The following is a 17,875-nucleotide window of genomic DNA, read 5'->3' as shown; positions in this document are numbered from 1 at the left end:
TCTACTGCCAATTCCCTCTTACCCACGTCTTCACCACATCTAGCGTCCGCCGAACGACATCTTCCATGTTGTAGTACTTATAATCTGCAAGACGACCACATAGAACGAGGTTATCAAAATGTGATGCTAACTTCTGATATCGGCTGCGCAATTCCGCTGTTTCGAGGTTACTAATTGGGTAGTAGGGTTCATTCCCTCGATCCGCTGACTTATCATACGGAAGTGGGTACTCCAATGCAATTACTGTCTTTCCACGGGTTTCTTGAACCGGGAGCTTACTAAACTCCGTGATTCGAGTATATTCTTTGTCTTTTGGCCATGCGACTATGGCCGTCTCTTGATAGCTGTCCACATTCTTAGTTTTCCACTCAAAATGCAACGATCTGTAAGGAAGTTTGCCGAAGCAGCAATCAAAAAGCTCATCAATAGGTCCTGTGTAAAAAACCGGGATATTCTCATCTCCTTTCCATACTGCCCTCCCCTTCTCTTCATCTAGTCGCAAGTGCTCTAGAGCGTCAATATTTAATTCCACAGTAATCGCCGCATGATCCAACATTCTTTCAAACAATTTTGTATACCCGCCTACGGGATGAACCTCATATTGATCATCGAAGTAGCTGTCTCGACGGTTCAGGAGAATTGGAACCCTGCGAATAACACTTGGATCCACTTCCTCTGGTTTTCGCCCCCATTGTTTAGCTGTGTATGGCCGAAAATCCTCCTCAAACAACATCTTAGCATAACTATGAATCTTCTCATCCTTCGATTCGAGCAATTCAAAGATAGCCACCTGCTGCTGTCCAGGAAATGCTTGCTGTAGACGATTAATTAAATCAGCAGCTTCATCAGCCGGATACAACATTTCTATCGATGTAAAGTTGAAAGGGCAAGGCACTTCAATACCATTAACGACAGCTCTGTATGTGAGACGATTCGGACGAAATTCTGCGTATTTACAAATGTAGTCATAAACCTCTTTATCATTTGTATGGAAGGAGTGTGGACCATAACGTTGAATCAGTATGCCGGTTTCATCTAGTTCGTCGTACATATTCCCTGCAATGTGATCACGCTTATCAACAACAAGAACCCGCAAGCCCGCTTCAGATAGTTCACGAGCCAGGATACTGCCGGCAAAGCCACTACCAATGATGACTGCCTGATGGATCACCGGCCTCCCTCCTTCTGACGATAATACTCAATCACCGGAATTATCCCCTCCCTAAAGGGGATTTTCGGAGTGAACCCAGTATCCGATTGGATAGTTGTTGGATCAGTACAAGATGAGGGAAGCTTTCCCTCTACATATGGAATTTCTCCTATTCCGAGGGGAAGTGAAGGATCTATTATGTCACGGACAAGTAGCAAATAATCCGAAAGAGGAAGGTTGTCTCCGTTGCCGATGGTGTAAAAACCATCTGCTTTTCCCATTTCACCCACTAATCGCAAGGCTTCTGTTAGATCGTCAATATGAATATAATCCCACCGCTGCTCCAGCTTCGTTACGGAAGGCCGTTCCAGATTTAACAACTTTTGAATAGTATAGGTAATCACGTTGCTGTCTTCTCGTCCCGGGCCATATACGCTTGTGATAGCTGTATAAATGAACTCCACACCGAGTTTGAGGCACTCCTGCCTGCATAAATAATGGGCAGCAATTTTTGCAGCACCGTAATGATTGGAGGTAGAAGGAACAGTCGATGCATTAATGGGCTCACCTGCAAAAAGATACTCCATCGTAGAGCCGGTAAAAATAAACTTATGGGCAGCAATTTGAGCCGCGGCTTTAACACATGCCACTGAGTATCCTACGTTAGTGAGCTGCACATCTACTTCATTTCGCAATGTAGGTTCAACCCCATGCCATCCAAGATGGTAAAATGCATCAAATCCCAATCCGGCAAGGCTTTCGGTTGATTTTTCCATGTTCTCTAACGTACCACTAACCACTCTTAGACCAACGGCATCTGACCATTCCATTGGGAGCCGGGTTTCTGGGCGCACCAAAGCATAGACCTCGACTCCCCGCTTAAGCAAATAGTCTGTTAGTGTCTTGCCAATAAATCCAGTACTTCCCGTAATAAAAACACGCTTCATCGTTCTCCTCCTTTATAGAATGTACCGGCAATCGAGAATGGGTTTTTCGGTTCTCTCCCGTAATCCTTTGAACTCGCTCCAAGCAGTTACAATCGCCAGCACATCCGATCGTTCAACTAGCTCCTCTTGACTAGTGCAGTAGACGATCTTCAAATTTGCATAGTGAAGTTGGAACTCTGTAGTTGCTACAGGGTCATACGCCATTATTTTTTTGTACCCCTTATCAATCAGTTTGCCAATGATCTTTGCGGCAGGAGTATCGCGAACATCATCAGACCCTGGTTTAAACGAAAGGCCGAGGATTCCAATACTGTCCTCTGGACCTAGCACATTTTCAATTCGACGAATAATGGCTGCTGGCATGCCATCGTTAGTAGCAATAACGTTCTTAAGAATTGGTGCGTCGAATCCCGCATCACGGGTTAGGGCGTAAAGTGCATTCGTATCCTTAGGCAGACAGTATCCTCCGTACCCGCAACCGGGGTATGCATAGGAAGACATGGTACCTTCTTGCCACCGTCGATCCATGTGCAGTACACGAAATGCATGTCCTGTATCAATTCCTCCGATAGTGTCAGCAATCAATGACATTTCATTTGAATAACTGATGAGCGTAGCAAGAAGTGTATTCGAAAGGTACTTTATGAACTCACCCGTATTCAAGGTTACGCAAATGATTGGAGCAGCACTCTCTTCATAAAGTTGCCGAAGCATCTGCTCTGAGCGTCCATCCTCCACTCCAAGCACGATCCGATCTGCATGAATGAAATCTTCCCAACAGTAGCCTTCCCGCAAAAATTCAGGATTATTGGCCACGCCAATCCGTTCTCCTGGCTCCCAGCCCCTTTCGCGTAAGAAAGGAATTACTTTGTTTTGAGTGGTTGAAGGCGGCACCGTCGATTTCACGACGAGCACTCGGAAGCGGTCATCATGAATGGCTTCGAGCGTCTGTCCCATCGCAAGATTCAAATACGTTAGGTCAGCCTGTCCATCCTCCCCGTAAGGGGTTCCTACGCAATAATAAATATAGTCGCTCTTAGAAATTGCCTTGCTTAAGTCATCACAGGGATGAAAGTTAACCCCGAGATGACGAGTTAATGCCTCATCGAGGCCCGGCTCGAGAAAAGGAAGACGACCGCTCTTAATTAGGTTCATTCGCTCCTGGTTAACTTCCACTCCATAAACCTGATGACCCATCTCGGCAAACCCAAGCGCTGTTGTCAAGCCAACGAAACCCAGTCCAAATACGGTTACCATACCAGTTCTCCCTTATCGCTTTCTTTAATAAATTGTAAGAATCGACGAACACCTTCCTCAACATGAATAGAAGGACTGTAGCCTAAAAGGGTGCGCGCTTTTGTCAGGTCAGGACAGCGGCGGTTAGGATTATGCGTAAGGTACTCCTTATCGGCGGGCACCTCAAATTTCACTTCACCTGAATAGTTAAAAACCTCTTTGCCTGCTGTCTGATAAATCTCAGCAAGCTGCCGAATGGATATTTCGGGATAATCCATACCGATATTGAACGCGTCAAAATTGTTGTGCAGAAGCACCTTTAAGTACCCTGTAATTGCGTCGGTAATGTAACAGAAGGTGCGGGTGGGAGTGCCATCAGAGAACATCACAATATCTCTTCCCTCAAGCACCGCCTTGGCAAAGTCAGCGGGCACCCGACTGTCGTTCAGCCTCATACCTGGACCGTAGTTATTAAAGGGGCGAATGATCCGTAAAGGCATTTGATAGCGCTCATGGAACAAGTAGCACATTGTTTCACCGAATCGTTTGGCTTCATCGTAGCAGGCACGAGGACCGACGCAAGAAACATTTCCTCGATAATCTTCCGATGTAGGAATTTGATCCGGTACTGGATCTCCATATATTTCTGAACTGGAATAGAAGGCAAACCCACGGATTGGCTTTTCCTTATAGAAATCAAGGAGTCGACGCAAACCCCAAATATTCGCATCTAGTGTCTCTATAGGATACTTTCGATAAAAAGTGGGGGACGCAATAGACGCCATATGGTAGATGTACGTAGCTTTCTCAACACCAGGTACCTCGGCGATATCGTCTGTGATGATATCGTATTTATGAAAGGTGATGCCTCCCGATTCCTCGAGTTTTTTTAACCAAGCTGGATATCCTACTTGGAAATTATCAAGGCCAATAATTTCATCAATTCCAAGCTCTTCCCGATAACGATGGAAGAAATGTAAAAAGTAAAATCCCAAAAAGCCGGCACAACCGGTCAGTAAAATGGTAGCCCCACCAAATTGACTCCGTTCTTTGTCCGTCAATCCGCCATAAATTAGGCGTAAGTCTTGATCAATAATCTTCTCCATTTCCAAGCACATCCGTTTCTGTTTGTATTTTATTGCGCAACACAAACCGTCAAAATAGTATAAATTGTCTCATTAATCGATGTTCCCGCTCAGAAAACCAAGGGGCTTCCATAAACTCCTTTTGATTCCTGTATAACTCGTCAATCATATACTGCAACTGTCTCTCGCACCCCGGTCCTCGACCGAGATGAATTTTTTCTACCATTGAGATCATATAGGACCACGCAGCATAACGAACGTGCGCGGCTTCTTCCGGTACACGCTCGCTGATATACTTCACTCGCTCACTCTGCATAACAAGATACTCTTGCAAAAGGTCCGGCCAGATATGATTTGTTTCCAAAAAGGAGGTCGTGTTCTCTCCATGCTTAAAGAATCGGTAGGTCGGTCGTCCATGCGCCACACCTTTATTGCAACTTGCAATGAGCCGATACGTCACATGAATATCATCAACTAGAACACCTGTAGGATACTTTACATGCTCAAATAGGGAAGTACGGTACATCTTCGTAGCTGGTGCGGCATGAAACTTGTCACGCTTGAGAAATTCTGAAACCAGCTCTGCCTGATCCCAAACATAAACACCCTCATATTGATGTTTTGTACGAATTTCGTCCTCGAATTCATCAGCACACCCTGAAATGGCAATGTCAGCATTGTATTTCGTGATCAGCTCATAAAGAAGGTCGAAATGGTCAGACTCACAGTAATCATCGTCATCAACATGAATCATATAAGGCGCTCTAGCTTCTCGAATTCCCAAGTTTCTTGCCGGGGCAGGCCCTTGATTGTCAGGCAATGAGAAGAATCGAATACGTTCGTCCTTGTCAGCATAGCTGAGGCAGATCCCTTCTGTCTTTTCATCCGTTGATCCATTATTTAAAAGCAGTAATTCAAATTCAGTAAATTTCTGTGTTAGTACACTATCCAACATTCGCGTTAAATAAGGGGCGCGGTTATAGGTTGGTAATATGACACTTAACTTCGGTTTGTGCATATCCCAGATCGTTCCTTCCGTCGTCAAGACTCCCACAGTTTCCAGGGTGCATTATTTTGGTTCCACATATCTTCTAAGACAAGTTTGTCTCTTTGCGTGTCCATACAGTGCCAGAATCCATGATGTTTATACGCGGTCATCCCTCCTTCAGAACTTAATTTCTGTAGAGGATACTGCTCAAGAATGCAGTTATCTCCCCCTTCGAGATAACGGAAGATTTCAGGTTCCATTACCATAAAACCGGCATTAATCCACCCTCCGTCTTCTTTTGCCTTCTCTGTAAATCCAATAATATTCTCAGCACCATCAAGGTTCAAAACTCCGAAACGTCCGCCCGGTTGAATGGCAGTCATTGTAACAGTCTTCCTATTTTGAAAGTGGTGCTGAACCAATCTATTAATGTCCACATCCCCAACGCCATCCCCGTACGTAAGCATAAACGGCTCGTTGTCAAGATATTTGCGCACGCGTGCTAGGCGTCCCCCTGTCAATGTTTCCAACCCCGTATCTACTAAAGTAACACGCCAGGGTTCCGCAACGTTTTCGTGAACAATCGTTTTATTTTTCTCCCGGAAGTCAAAAGTAACGTCTGACATCCGAACATAATAGTCTGCAAAAAACTCCTTAATCATTTGGCCCTTGTAGCCTACACAAATCACAAAATCATTAAAACCATAATGAGAATAAATCTTCATGATGTGCCACAAGATCGGCCGTTCTCCGATTTCAACCATGGGCTTTGGCCTTAATTGACTTTCTTCACTAATACGCGTTCCTCGCCCACCCGCCAAGATGACCACTTTCATGGATGTTCGCCCCTTCACCTATGTTGATGATCTGTGCCTTTTCCAAACGCTTGTTCCTGAGCCCATCCAGATAGGGGATAAGACCGAGCAAACTCTTCAGCAAGCTTTCTTGTCAACTCTCCCTCCTTCTGCAAACGAAAGAAGTAAAGGTAGAAGACATAAGTCTCATATGCTAATGTTCTTCTTCTAGAAAACTCTGCATTCCAAATTTTCCAAACTTCATTTTGCTCCCCTTTTGTTAATAAAACTTTAGCGCGAAGCAGATGGACCTTTTCGGGAATGGAAATATTTATGTCCACCACCGACTGAGTCAATCGATAAACTATAGAATCTTCTCCCCATTGCTGAGCCAGTTCACAAAGATAAACCCACATCTCGCTTGACGAGTGTTTTAGTATTTCGGCTATTTGCTCCCATGATGATGTTCGTCCAAGCCTAAGAAGCAGTACTCCCGCATTCGAAAGGATTTTCCTTGTTTCCACTGACAGTTCATAACTATCTCGTTGCCTTGATACAATGGATAAGAGGACTTTCCACTGCTTATCACTCCCTTGAAATCTTTCACGTTGTTTCTCAAGAATATTGCAGTTCTCTTGAAGTATAGCAAGGGCAACAAGTTCGTCTAGCGGTGCTTGATTTTCTCTCAGATAGATTGCACAAGCCTCCTCATAACACCCGTTGTAAAGGTAGGCCGCACCTTGAACATCCGTACCAAGATTAACTCCATACCTCTGCAAGAATGTTTCCAAGAGACTGCTTTGAGCCACGTACAGCGTTCGAATAAGTGCCAATGCATCCGAGCCTGTTTTAACCGGATACAAGCTCCTGATCAAAGTAACCTGATCACTTATCGGAATCCGGGCACGACAGGCGAGCTCAAGATAAATTGGAAGCCCTTCAAGAAACCAGCGGCCATTCCCAAGTACAGGACTTAACTCATCCAATGCCGCCGATAACTTATTCTCATTCAATCTCATTCTTGCTAGCTTAATTCGCGGCAGAAAACTTCCTGCTCCATTCACAGAAACCCCGTAATAGACAAACCTCTCTTGTTTTACTTCACCAAGGCGGAGACAGTATCGATAACACTGTTCTGCATCTTTTTGGTACCCCAAATGCTCGTAAAGTTCTCCTAAAATATAGTGAAGGTCCGTATAGTGTGGAAATGCAGTTATTGCTGCACGGGTCACTCCAATGCCGTCATCTATTCTTCCAGCACTTTTCAAGGTCATACAGTAACCAAACAAAAGTTGGGCCAGATGTGGCTCTTGTTTCGACTTCTCATACGCCTGCTCATAATAAAATAGCGCTTTGTTATATTCTTCTGCTAGTTGATATTCACGAGCCAAATTATAGAGGTTATATCCCGTTGGGGATTTCTTAACCAAATGTTTCAGAATGGTCAAATTACGATTATTCTTATCCTTGCTGATGATGACTTCCTTAAGATAACCATCGTGGTGAACGAGGGTTTCTCCTACTTGAACCGAGTTTGAATTAACCTCGATATACTCGTGAATTTTTTCACGAAAGCGAAATTCAGGACTGTTGCGGAACAATCGAAGTGCAGTATGAGAGTAGGTCCGCCCTCCCGTAATTTGATTCTCAAATGAAAGCAAGTAAGCATCCGCACCAGAAGCCAAATCTTCTTGCAAAGTTTCCGTTCTATCTACGTACTCGTCAGCATCGAGCACCAGTATATATTCGCCTTGAGCAACTTCTAAACCCACATTGCGTGCAGAGGAAAAATCGCCCTCCCATGTAAAGTGAATGATTTTTGCTCCAAACGCCTCGGCGATTTCCAGCGTCCGATCAGTGGATCCTGTATCCACAAGAACAATCTCCTGCACGGCATCCTTTACGCTGTCCAAACAGCGCGCAAGTCTATCTTCCTCGTTCTTGACAATCATACATAAGGATATGGATTTCATGAAAGGCGCTCCTTACTGCGTATGTTATATGATCGGCTCCTCGAAAATAGCCAAGTGGTTCTATGTATCCCACCCTTAATTCTAGTATCGAATAATAGTGGATGAAAATTAACAGGAAAAAAAAGGGACTCTAGAGATCCTAGAGTCCCTGCTTCGAGGCAAGAAAAGATTAACGGAGCAGTTGCAGTACACCTTGCGGTTGTTGGTTGGCTTGAGCCAGCATGGCTTGGGAAGCTTGGGTCAGGATGGATTGCTTCGTTTGCTCCATCATTTCCTTCGCCATGTCTACGTCACGAACCCGGGATTCAGCTGCCGTCAGGTTCTCGGATGCATTGTCCAGGTTCTTGATCGTGTGCTCCAATCGGTTTTGGTTAGCACCGAGCTTGGAACGAGCAGAGGAAACAGCCTTGATAGCTGCATCAACCGCACCCAGGTCAGTATCCGTAGCAGAACCATCTGCACTCAGACCATTAACGCCCAGACCAGCAGCGTCAAATGCCACTTGAGCGGTAGATGCGGAAATAGCCAAGTCAAGTTTTTGGGTTTGGTTCGCACCAATTTGGAAGCTGGAGCTGAAGTTACCATCCAGGAGCTTCTTGCCATTGAACTCAGTACGCTCAGAAATACCGTCGAGTTCGTTGTTCAGCTCGGTGATTTCGTTTTGGATAGCCGTGAGATCTTCCGTTTCCAACGTACCGGCGTTACCGGATTGAACGATCAGTTCGCGTTGACGTTGAAGGATCGCGTGGGTTTCGTTCAGGGCGCCTTCAGCCGTTTGGATCAAGGAGATAGCGTCTTGCGAGTTACGGGAAGCTTGGTCCAAGCCACGGATTTGACCGCGCATTTTTTCGGAGATCGACAGCCCTGCAGCATCGTCCCCAGCACGGTTGATGCGGAGACCGGAAGACAGCTTCTCGATGGACTTGCTTTGCGAACCAACGTTGATGCCCAATTGACGGTTCGTGTTGATGGCAGAAATGTTGTGGTTAATTCTCATTTGAATTACCTCCATGTAGGGTTGTAGGTCCGCGTCCTTGCGGTCCTCTTTTCAGCTATCCGAGAGGTCGGCCGCCCCCTGGAATCGCTTATACTTTCTATATCGTAAGACCCATTCGAAAAGTGAATAGCAAAAAGCAAAAAAGAGAGCCTTTTTCGAGATTTTTTTCTCGAAGCTCTCTCCTTCTTTATGAGCATAGAACACCCACGTTCAATCGCCCTTCGGTTTGAGCAAATGAGCCAAATTGGAGATGTGCAAAGCACTCTTCGAGGCCTCCTGGTTGGATTCCTGAATGGCCTTGTACACCTCTTGACGGTGGATCTGGATCTCCTTGGGAGCCTTAATTCCGAGTCGAACCGTGTCGCCTTCCGTTCCGAGGACGACGACTTCTATGTTGTCCCCGATGATGAGGGACTCTCCCTTCTTGCGAGCGAGTACGAGCACGGATCACCCTCTCCCTTCTTGGGCGACAGCCGGCAGGAGGGGGTGCTTGGTCGAATAACCGGAATCATGAAGAACGACCTGCTTGCCCTTCTTCGTCTCCCAGTTAATCACGACCGGTGCAAACAGATTGGCCGTCGCCTCGGCAAGATCGTCGCGGACGGTCAGGATCGTGAGAACGACGAGTTGGTCCTCGCGCTCTGCACTCAGATCGCTTTGGTCGGCTTCGGACAGCTCAAACTCATAATCGGCGAAAAAGCCGAACGGATCGGTTACGACAAAAGCAAGGTCCAACTCATCGACCGCTTGCAGATACGAGAAGGGGAGCTCCGGTTCCGGCTTGATCAAAACAAACCGATGAATCTCCTCAAAGCCGGGGACTCCGTGGGGGAACGTGACGATGTCGTTCTCTTCAATTTCAACCGGGCCGCAGGCAGCGGTAGCCAGCTGGACGTATGCCATGGGGGTTCATCCTCTCTAGGTTAAAGAAAAAAAGCTACAGATTCTCATCCATAGCCCCATTATACGATAGGTTTCAAACAAACACATCCAATGCAGGCGGGGTGATCGAAAGCATCGCCTGCTGGGCCACATAGATATCCAACTTGCCGCGAATGTACTCCACTTCCGGCCGATGAGCCTCTACGTGGATCGAGACTCCGCCTGGCGATGCCTCTATCGAAACAGGAGTCGGTGTGTAATTCATCGCCACATTGCCGGAGCTTGCTTCCGTCAAGTAGTTGAACTCCCGGAACTTGAGCGCTTCCTCCTTACCGAGTTCAGCCAGCGTATTCTCGGAGGTGACCAGATCCGCAAGCCGATCGCCCTCTTGGACGATCTTCGCCACATGATCCCAGGCCACATTGCGCGCCTCTCCGAAAATGCGGTCCAAGGTGCTGAGGATGTTCTTCGCGCCAAGCGCGTCCCACGCTCGCTCCTGATTAATGTCCAAACGGCCCGCTGCCGATTGAACGGAGAACTCGGCCGGTGTCGTCCGAATCTCCAGCTCTGCGGACGGCTGACGGATATTCAACCGGCCGGGATTCGCCTCCATCCCGATCCGGGCATATTGCTGCTGGATCTGAATTGCTGGAATGGCCACCATGAACGCGAATCCCTCCTTGGCATTATCTTAAGAAGTCGAGCAGACTGCGCTGAATGAGCTTAGACCCGGCGGACAGAGACGACTCGTAGACATTTTCCTGGGTCTTGAGGTTGGTGATGACTTCAGCCATATCTGCATCTTCCGTCTTCGATTGAAGGTTTTGCAGGTTGATGCTGATATCCTTCAGACGATCTTGGGCCAACTCCACCCGGTTCGTCCTCGCCCCGAGCTCGGAACGAACGTTCAGCATTTGCTGGAGACGGGAATCCAGCTTGCCGAGGAGAGCCGAGACATTCGTCTGATCTCCCGCTTGGAGGGATCCTGACAGTTCCTTCAGGACGCCGAAGAGGTTCTCCTCCGGATTGGCATTGCCAAACACGGTGTTCCCTGTTACGTTGATCGGAATCTGAGTACCGACACCAACCTGGAAGTGAATCTCGCCCGAGTCGGTCACGGAATCCTCTGGATTGGTCTTGGAATACGGTAGTCGATCCGTCAACTCACCATTAAACACGTACTTTCCGTTGAACTGGCTGTTGGCGATATCCACGAGCTGCCCGGACAGCTCATCGACTTCCTGCTGAACCGCCTTCAGGGCATCCTCCGGATTCGTTCCGTTTGCGGCATTCACCGTCAGTTCGCGGATCCGTTGAAGCACACTGTCCGCTTGACCCAGCATCGTGTCAGTATAATCAAGCCAGGAGACGGCTCCATCCACATTCTTCTCGAACTGGTCATACCCGGCCAATTCACTGCGATATCTCATCGAATAGCTGAGTCCAACCGGATCATCCGAAGGCTTGTTGATCTTGCGGCTGGTCGACAGCTGATTCTGCAGACCCGTCATCCGATTCAAGTTGCCGTTCAGGTTGGTCAACAGCTGGGTGTTCATCATGTTCTGGGTAATACGTCCTGGCATCGGTCATCCTCCTTCATGCCTTAGCGTCCAACAACACCCATTCCGTTAATGACCTTATCGAGGCACTCATCGAAGGAGGTCATCGAACGCGCTGCTGCATTGTACGCATGCTGGTATTTGATCATGTTTGCCATCTCTTCGTCGAGAGAGACCCCACTCACCGATTGTCGACGAGAATCAACCTGGTCAACCAGCAGCTTTTGGTTGCTCGCTTGGCGTTGGGCTTCCTGAGACTGTACACCGATCTCTCCGACAAAAGCGCGGAAGAATTCGTCGATCGTTCCGCCGTTTAACACGGTTTCCCCTGTGTTCGCCGGATCGAAGTTAAAGCTCTTCGTGCTGAGTCCGGACAGCAGCAAGGCCAGTCCGTTGTTGCCTTTAACCACTTTTGTGGTTCCGTCGGTATCATTAAAGGTACGGAGCGAGGAGGCAATGTTCTCAACGTTCTTGGTGATCTTAGGATTAACCGTAATGCTCGCCGCACTGAACTCGGTGGCACCGTCCTTCAGCGTGAAGAAAGGCTCGCCCGGCGAAGTGATGTCGCCGTTTAGCGAATAGCCCAGCTGGTGAAGGCCGTTGATGCCCTTCACCGTCACTTCGGTGTCGGCCGAGAGAGTGACGGGTGCAGCGCTAGGATTCAGGTCCGTACCCGCTCTCAATACCGAGCCCGCAGGCAGGGTTACCTTGACATCTCCCTCAACCAGCGTCTTCACCATCGTATCGAGCTGCTTTTGGAAGCTTGCCACAACGTTGTCCCGGGAATCGATCAGGCCGCGTACTTCTCCGCTTGTTAGTTCTCCGGAGGTAACTGCATCTTCGAGAAAATCGGAGTCAACGTTGGCATTCAAGGTCGGTCCCGTGACAAGCCCCGTATTGCCCATCGTAATGTTATAGCCGTTCGCCGTATCCGTAACCTTGATATTGATCATCTTCGACAAGTCGTCAGCCAGCAGATCCCGCTGATCCCGCAGGTCATTGGCATCGTTGCCGAGGCCTTCGACGCGACGGATTTCCTTGTTCAAGCTCACGATCTGATTCAACATCGTGTCGATCTGCGTTGCCTTCACCTTGATATTTTCGGTAAGGTCGCTGTTCAGGTCACTAAGCTGGCCGGATACGTGGTTGAAAGCGTCGGTCAGCGCCAAAGCATTCTCCTTGACGACCGCGCGGGCCGTCAGGTTCTCGGGCGCCTTGCTGAGCTCCTGCCAGGAGTTCCAAAACTTCTCCATGACCGTTCGGATGCTGGTGTCAGACGGCTCGTTCATGATCGTCTCCAGCTTTTCCAGCGTATCCTGCCGAACGCTCCAGTCTCCGTAGTTCTTGTTCTCGTTGTAAAATTGGCTGTCGAGGAATCGTTCGCGAATCCGGTTGATCGCGCTGAATTCCACCCCTTGCCCGATCTGCCCCGGTACGGCGCTCGAGCTCATGCCCACCGCTTCCAGAGGGCGCGACGCGACCAGATTCACTACCTGGCGGGAATAGCCCTTGGTGTTCGTATTGGCAATGTTATGTCCAGTCGTCTGCAGAGCGGTCTGTTGGGAGAACAGGCTCCGTTTGGCGATTTCAAGTCCGCTGAATGTCGATCTCATGAGTGTCTTCCTTTCTCCTACACGCGGTGATCATAGAACCGGTTGCGATAAGCACCGGTGCCGGGCTGCTGAGGATTTCGATATACGGTGTCATCATCGGGGGGGCCGATCATCAGGTCGAGAGACAAATTCAAGTAGCCGAGAGACTGCTCGATCAGCTGGCGATTGTGCTCGTTGCGCTTCTTCAGTTCCGCAAGCCGCGACGATAGTTCCTGTTGAAGCTGCAAGATCGCCTGCTTGTCCTCCATTCGGAAAATCAAACGAACCACTTCCGTCACGGTGATGGACGGTGTCGGATGAAAACCCTTGGAGATCAGGAAGCGGTCGATGGCTTCCATGCGGCGCCGTTCGCATTCGGTTACCTGGCGAACGAGATTCGCTTCCTTATGCACGATGCGATTCAGTTCTTCTACGTTGTTCTCCACAAGCACCTGAGTTTTGGCCGTGGACAGCTCAAGCAGGGCATCGTGCAGCCGGATCAGCTGCTCCATCTCTTCCCGCAGCGCCTGGATGGACATCTGGCGTTCCCCCTGTTATCCGTTATTTCAAATACGGCCAAAGCTTCTCTGCGATCTTCCCTGCATCTACATGGTAGGTGCCAGTCGAGACCTGACGCTTCAGCTCTTCCACCTTCGAGGCACGGGCCGGATCGACCGTCCCCAGGTCCGCTGCTTGCAGCTCCTTGGCCTCCGGCGAAATTTCAAGCTGGTCCTTCGGCTTCGCCTTCTCCTTGCCCAAGCCGATCAGCTTGCCGTCCTGCTGCTTCTGGTAAGGATTCACTCCGCCGATTCGCGACGTTTCGTTGATTTTCATTCGGATTCACCTCAATTCCATTTAAGCAAAAATAAAGCTTGCCGATATAGGTTTACTCCTAATATCGGCAAGCGAATCGGATTTCTTTAGGGGATTCAAGAGAATCCTGCTTTCAGCGTCAACCTACTTGTTTCGTTCCCGAAGCCGGTCCTTGATTTGATAGCTGACTCCTTCGGGCTGCTTCGATCCATCCTTCTTCCGCTCATCCTCTTGAGCCTGGGCAAAATCATTCATCAGCCTCTGCCGGCAGGAGGGGCACATGGCTTGCTCCCGAATCAGGGTCCCGCACACTTCGCATGGATAGGAAAGGTTCGGGGCGTTCACCAGCGAAATCCGGCCCTCCCGGATAAAGCGGATGATCTGCTTAACCGGTACTCCCGTCGCATCGCTAAGCTCCTGAAGCGTAATCCCCCGATTCTCCCGCAAATAGTGGAGGCAATCTTCGTATTGCAGCTCCAAATCCTTTAGACAGGCGCCACACATCTCGCTTGGCGTCCGTACGCACAGCTTGCCGCATCGAGTACAATTCATCACATTGAGAGTCATGCTACCCGGTCCCCCATTACCATTATGCAAAGTTCGGCACCCGCCTACACCCACAGAGAGGCCTGTGACCTTCAGACTTTTCCGTGTCGGTTTTTCGTGCCTTTGACCCTATAGTACATGACACAAGGCCTGTTGTATAGAAGGAACCCCACTTCCCGAGAAAGGGTAGAATGCCCGCTTCATGGGAGCAAGCAACGGCAAAGAGAAGGGGGAAGCCTCTCTTCTCACCTCGCCCAAGTCAGCCCGTACACTTCTGCCCCCAAGCGCTCGTACAGCACCGATGAGCATTCCTGCATCGTGCTCCCCGTGGTATAAACATCATCTATCAAAAGGAGGCGCAGCGGTTCACAAGTGTCTCTGTTATCGTTGTTGCGCGTCTTCTTGCTTGGAGAATGACGTTCCTCCAGAAGCCTCTGAGCTTCCGCTTCGTCGAGAGCGAACGCCTTTCGCAGATCAAAAAAGCGGGCGTTTCGTGTTTTTTGGCTCTGCTTGGCGGTCGCGTGCGTTCGGAGAAGCAAGGAGCGAGCCGGCAGCCGGAGACAGCGGGCAAGCTCCGCCGACGCCAGCTCCGCCTGATTGAATCCCCGCTCCAGCAGACGTTCCTCGCTCACCGGTACGAAAGTAACCGCATCGAAGCGTATTTCCGGGTCAGGTAATGCTTCCTTCATGAGCTCATAAGCCTGATGCAGCATCGTCCCGATGACCCTTGCATATCGCTCATCTCCACGGTACTTAAACGCCGCCAGCCATTCCTTCATGAGCGGATCGTACCGCACAGCGCTCCGATTGATCACAAAATCGCGGGGATACCCTCTCCGACAATCCGGACAATCCTCCGCCCGGCCGCATGTCGGGCACACCACTCGGGTGATCCAGGGAATCGATGCAAAACAGGCCGGACACAACCCTAGCGGATTATCAGAGGCTTCCCCCAACCGAAAGCTCGTTCCTTTTATTTGCCCCTTGCACGTCAAGCACTCCGCAGCGGAAGGAGCCCAAAGTCCCTCGCGCATTCTACGCAAGGCTGTGCGCAAACTCCCCAGAAGCGACCCCTCCGGACCCCTTGCCCCCTCGATCCATTCTTCCATCAAGGTCCCTCCGTTCCATTATCGTTTGAATCGTGATTTGCTTCGCCTTCGCATGGCTTCGATTGTCCGTTCGCCCTTCCCCTCGCACTCGACCCGATCAGGTACCCTTCCTTCCGGGCAATCCGATTCATGCGGCGGATTTGACGCACCGCCCCCGTCTGATTGCGGGTGATGGCTGCCGCTGCAAAGACGACGTGCCCGGCGGGATCGTCCTTGGAGCGGCCGGCTCGGCCGGCCATCTGCACGAGCGCGGCTTCATCAAACCAAGCCGCGTGGGCATCGAGGACGAAGACATCCGAACGCGGCACGGTGACGCCGCGTTCCAGGATCGTCGTCGTCACGAACAGGTCCACGCGCCGCGAGCGAAAGGCGACGACCTTGTCGGCGCGCAAGGGATCGCGGGAGCTGGTGCCTTCGACGGTTCGGTCCGGATAGGTGCGGGCGAGCAGCTCCACGAGCGGCTCGACCCACCGAATCTCCGGGACGAACAGGAAGACGAGCGCGCCGCGATTCAGCGAGCGGGCGAGCAGGCGTCCCAGCGCGCGGGGAACGCGCCTGCCGCGCACCCACTTCGCGAGCGGAGGCGTGTGCGCCAGCCAAGGCACCGGCAGCGGGTGGCGGTGGTAGCGCACCGGCACCTTGGCATGCGGCAGCCGGCCGCGGCGGGCGCGCCGTTCGAGCTCGCGCGGAGGTGTGGCGCTCAGGAAGAGGCGCCGACCGCCCGGCGCCAAGGCGCGCAGCGCCGCGTGGTACAGCATCGGGTCGCCCGCATACGGGAACGCGTCGATCTCGTCGATGACGACGAGGTCGAACGCCCCGCAGAAGCGCAGCAGCTGATGCGTGGTGGCGAGCACGAGCTCGGCCGACTCCCAGCGCTCCTCGCTTCCGCCATAGAGGGCGATGACCCGCTCGTTGGGAAATGCCTTCCGCAGCCGCGGAAGCAGCTCCAGCACAACATCCCGTCGCGGGGTCGCTACCAAGACCCGTCGGCCAGCAGCCCGCTCGTGTTGGAGGAGCGGGAAGATCATCTCCGTCTTCCCCGCTCCCGTCACCGCCCAGATGAGAAATTCCGGCGGGCTCCCCGGCTGATGCCGGAAGCTTGCCCTTCCTCCACCCGCACTGGTCTCCCGCAAAAAGGCGAGCGCCGCTCGGGAAGCCTCTGCCTGTGCGGGACTAAGTCCCCATGCTCGCGCGAGCTCATTCGCATCCTTCCAAGACATGGGCAGCTCTGCGCCAACTGGCGATATTTCCCGCCTGTCTGCCCAGCCTTCGGCTCCATCCAGAGGGAACGGAGCTGACCGAGGCAGCAAAGCCCCGGCAGCGACTCCCTCGAACAAGGGCTCGCACTGACGCGAGCGTCCCATCCCCAGACAACGCTCGCAGTAGGCGCAAGATCCGCCACAACGGGGGCAATAGGTAACGCGAAGCTCCTCCTCGCCAGCCCCGCAACGGCGACAGCGCAGCCGGGGAGCTTGTCCGCTGATTGGAAGTCCCAGCCGTTCCGCAATCCTCCTCCATCTCGAACTGGGCTGGGATTTTTCCCCAGATTCCGAGATAGGTTTACGCATTGGCAACTCGGCCGAGCCCGCGTGCCTCCGCCCCCACTTCATGATGCCAGCCCCAGCCGCTCTCTCCGTGGAGCCCTCCTCCACTCCGCTACGAATGCGAAGCCAGCCTTGCCGCTCCGCGGCTTGCACGAGCGCGAGCCATCGGTCTCCTTCAGCGGCAATGCCTATGGCCGCGCATAAAGAAAGCAGCTCATCCCGAAACAGCGAGCGCCCCCGAAGCTGTGCGGCCAATCGTTGCACATTCGGGTTATTCAGCGTCTCCAACTGTTCGCGGAATGGCTGCTTGCCAGTTCCGTTCCATAATTGCACATCTAACGAATGGGCGAGGTCCGGTGGAATCCCCGCCCCTATTGCAATCCTTGTCAATTCCCTCCTGTTCGTAAGCAAGCTGCGGACCGCTTCCGGTCCTTCCATGCCCGCATCCAGGGGCCACTGTTGCGTCAGCCGATCCCTCAGCCGAATCGCTTGACCCCAGGACATCATTCGGTCCGCGCCATGCAGGGCAAACCCCTCTTGTCCGCTGCACAGCCAATAGGTCATGTCCCCTTCTAAGCGGAGAGTGGCACGCCATTGCCAGCCTCCGGTCCCCTTATGGGCATAGACGGTTGTTGTCATCGATCGCTCTTGCCTCCATCC

18 protein-coding genes are annotated in these 17,875 nt (G+C 51.1%); all 18 read right to left on the bottom strand.

Annotation, left to right across the window (positions count from 1 at the left end):
- Window position 1 precedes the first annotated feature (1 nt).
- Window positions 2-1,171 carry a UDP-galactopyranose mutase gene (gene glf, locus AAFN83_RS17800; RefSeq protein ID WP_347771813.1) on the bottom strand — a complete coding sequence of 390 codons (1,170 nt, stop codon included), beginning with the start codon at window positions 1,169-1,171 and terminating at the stop codon, window positions 2-4.
- Window positions 1,168-2,097 (bottom strand): NAD-dependent epimerase/dehydratase family protein, encoded by a 930-nt coding sequence (locus tag AAFN83_RS17795; RefSeq protein ID WP_347771811.1) that lies wholly within the window; start codon window positions 2,095-2,097, stop codon window positions 1,168-1,170. The genes glf and AAFN83_RS17795 overlap by 4 nt, the downstream gene beginning before the upstream one ends.
- 12 nt (window positions 2,098-2,109) lie before the next feature.
- Entirely contained in the window at window positions 2,110-3,354 is a 1,245-nt protein-coding gene (locus tag AAFN83_RS17790) for a UDP-glucose dehydrogenase family protein (protein ID WP_347771809.1), read from the bottom strand.
- Window positions 3,348-4,439 carry an NAD-dependent epimerase/dehydratase family protein gene (locus AAFN83_RS17785; RefSeq protein WP_347771807.1) on the bottom strand — a complete coding sequence of 364 codons (1,092 nt, stop codon included), beginning with the start codon at window positions 4,437-4,439 and terminating at the stop codon, window positions 3,348-3,350. The genes AAFN83_RS17790 and AAFN83_RS17785 overlap by 7 nt, the downstream gene beginning before the upstream one ends.
- A 49-nt stretch (window positions 4,440-4,488) precedes the next feature.
- Complete coding sequence (locus tag AAFN83_RS17780; RefSeq protein WP_347771805.1) at window positions 4,489-5,463, bottom strand: glycosyltransferase family 2 protein; 975 nt, start codon at window positions 5,461-5,463, stop codon at window positions 4,489-4,491.
- Window positions 5,460-6,242 (bottom strand): glucose-1-phosphate cytidylyltransferase, encoded by a 783-nt coding sequence (gene rfbF / locus AAFN83_RS17775; RefSeq protein ID WP_347771803.1) that lies wholly within the window; start codon window positions 6,240-6,242, stop codon window positions 5,460-5,462. Before rfbF ends, AAFN83_RS17780 begins: the two co-directional genes overlap by 4 nt.
- Window positions 6,243-6,256: 14 nt before the next feature.
- Window positions 6,257-8,173: a glycosyltransferase gene (locus AAFN83_RS17770; protein ID WP_347771800.1), complete on the bottom strand. Its 1,917-nt coding sequence runs from the start codon at window positions 8,171-8,173 to the stop codon at window positions 6,257-6,259.
- Window positions 8,174-8,342: 169 nt separating this feature from the next.
- Window positions 8,343-9,170 (bottom strand): flagellin Hag, encoded by an 828-nt coding sequence (hag, locus tag AAFN83_RS17765; RefSeq protein WP_347771798.1) that lies wholly within the window; start codon window positions 9,168-9,170, stop codon window positions 8,343-8,345.
- 210 nt (window positions 9,171-9,380) lie between these two features.
- Window positions 9,381-9,614 carry a carbon storage regulator CsrA gene (gene csrA / locus AAFN83_RS17760; RefSeq protein WP_347771796.1) on the bottom strand — a complete coding sequence of 78 codons (234 nt, stop codon included), beginning with the start codon at window positions 9,612-9,614 and terminating at the stop codon, window positions 9,381-9,383.
- Between the two features lie 3 nt (window positions 9,615-9,617).
- Window positions 9,618-10,073: a flagellar assembly protein FliW gene (gene fliW, locus AAFN83_RS17755; protein ID WP_347771794.1), complete on the bottom strand. Its 456-nt coding sequence runs from the start codon at window positions 10,071-10,073 to the stop codon at window positions 9,618-9,620.
- 73 nt (window positions 10,074-10,146) lie between these two features.
- Window positions 10,147-10,716, bottom strand: coding sequence for a DUF6470 family protein (locus AAFN83_RS17750; RefSeq protein WP_347771792.1), 570 nt, complete (start codon window positions 10,714-10,716; stop codon window positions 10,147-10,149).
- A 22-nt stretch (window positions 10,717-10,738) separates the two neighbouring features.
- A complete protein-coding gene (gene flgL / locus AAFN83_RS17745) occupies window positions 10,739-11,635 on the bottom strand; it encodes a flagellar hook-associated protein FlgL (RefSeq protein ID WP_347771790.1) in 897 nt (298 codons plus the stop codon).
- A 20-nt stretch (window positions 11,636-11,655) separates the two neighbouring features.
- Entirely contained in the window at window positions 11,656-13,224 is a 1,569-nt protein-coding gene (gene flgK / locus AAFN83_RS17740) for a flagellar hook-associated protein FlgK (protein ID WP_347771788.1), read from the bottom strand.
- Window positions 13,225-13,241: 17 nt separating this feature from the next.
- The gene (locus AAFN83_RS17735) at window positions 13,242-13,742 is read right to left on the bottom strand and encodes a flagellar protein FlgN (RefSeq protein ID WP_347771786.1); all 501 of its coding nucleotides are present in this window, start codon (window positions 13,740-13,742) and stop codon (window positions 13,242-13,244) included.
- 22 nt (window positions 13,743-13,764) lie between these two features.
- Window positions 13,765-14,037: a flagellar biosynthesis anti-sigma factor FlgM gene (gene flgM / locus AAFN83_RS17730; protein WP_347771784.1), complete on the bottom strand. Its 273-nt coding sequence runs from the start codon at window positions 14,035-14,037 to the stop codon at window positions 13,765-13,767.
- Window positions 14,038-14,160: 123 nt separating this feature from the next.
- Window positions 14,161-14,583, bottom strand: a complete 423-nt coding sequence (locus tag AAFN83_RS17725) for a flagellar protein (RefSeq protein WP_347771782.1) — start codon at window positions 14,581-14,583, stop codon at window positions 14,161-14,163.
- A gap of 224 nt (window positions 14,584-14,807) precedes the next feature.
- Window positions 14,808-15,671, bottom strand: a complete 864-nt coding sequence (locus tag AAFN83_RS17720; RefSeq protein WP_347771780.1) for a ComF family protein — start codon at window positions 15,669-15,671, stop codon at window positions 14,808-14,810.
- Complete coding sequence (locus AAFN83_RS17715) at window positions 15,671-17,854, bottom strand: ATP-dependent helicase ComFA (protein WP_347771778.1); 2,184 nt, start codon at window positions 17,852-17,854, stop codon at window positions 15,671-15,673. Before AAFN83_RS17715 ends, AAFN83_RS17720 begins: the two co-directional genes overlap by 1 nt.
- Between the last annotated feature and the right edge of the window lie 21 nt (window positions 17,855-17,875).

The organism is Gorillibacterium sp. CAU 1737, assembly GCF_039888655.1.
Lineage (GTDB): Bacteria > Bacillota > Bacilli > Paenibacillales > NBRC-103111 > Gorillibacterium.
This window is presented reverse-complemented; position numbering and strand designations above follow the sequence as displayed.

Bases quoted from the DNA above. Each gene is read 5' to 3' on its own strand.
- AAFN83_RS17735 (WP_347771786.1), bottom strand. From the start codon at position 13,742: ATGTCCATCCAGGCGCTGCGGGAAGAGATGGAGCAGCTGATCCGGCTG.
- AAFN83_RS17770 (WP_347771800.1), bottom strand. From the start codon at position 8,173: ATGAAATCCATATCCTTATGTATGATTGTCAAGAACGAGGAAGATAGA.
- AAFN83_RS17720 (WP_347771780.1), bottom strand. From the start codon at position 15,671: ATGGAAGAATGGATCGAGGGGGCAAGGGGTCCGGAGGGGTCGCTTCTG.
- AAFN83_RS17725 (WP_347771782.1), bottom strand. From the start codon at position 14,583: ATGACTCTCAATGTGATGAATTGTACTCGATGCGGCAAGCTGTGCGTA.
- AAFN83_RS17785 (WP_347771807.1), bottom strand. From the start codon at position 4,439: ATGGAGAAGATTATTGATCAAGACTTACGCCTAATTTATGGCGGATTG.
- flgK (WP_347771788.1), bottom strand. From the start codon at position 13,224: ATGAGATCGACATTCAGCGGACTTGAAATCGCCAAACGGAGCCTGTTC.
- fliW (WP_347771794.1), bottom strand. From the start codon at position 10,073: ATGGCATACGTCCAGCTGGCTACCGCTGCCTGCGGCCCGGTTGAAATT.
- flgL (WP_347771790.1), bottom strand. From the start codon at position 11,635: ATGCCAGGACGTATTACCCAGAACATGATGAACACCCAGCTGTTGACC.
- AAFN83_RS17795 (WP_347771811.1), bottom strand. From the start codon at position 2,097: ATGAAGCGTGTTTTTATTACGGGAAGTACTGGATTTATTGGCAAGACA.
- AAFN83_RS17790 (WP_347771809.1), bottom strand. From the start codon at position 3,354: ATGGTAACCGTATTTGGACTGGGTTTCGTTGGCTTGACAACAGCGCTT.
- flgM (WP_347771784.1), bottom strand. From the start codon at position 14,037: ATGAAAATCAACGAAACGTCGCGAATCGGCGGAGTGAATCCTTACCAG.
- AAFN83_RS17750 (WP_347771792.1), bottom strand. From the start codon at position 10,716: ATGGTGGCCATTCCAGCAATTCAGATCCAGCAGCAATATGCCCGGATC.
- rfbF (WP_347771803.1), bottom strand. From the start codon at position 6,242: ATGAAAGTGGTCATCTTGGCGGGTGGGCGAGGAACGCGTATTAGTGAA.
- hag (WP_347771798.1), bottom strand. From the start codon at position 9,170: ATGAGAATTAACCACAACATTTCTGCCATCAACACGAACCGTCAATTG.
- AAFN83_RS17715 (WP_347771778.1), bottom strand. From the start codon at position 17,854: ATGACAACAACCGTCTATGCCCATAAGGGGACCGGAGGCTGGCAATGG.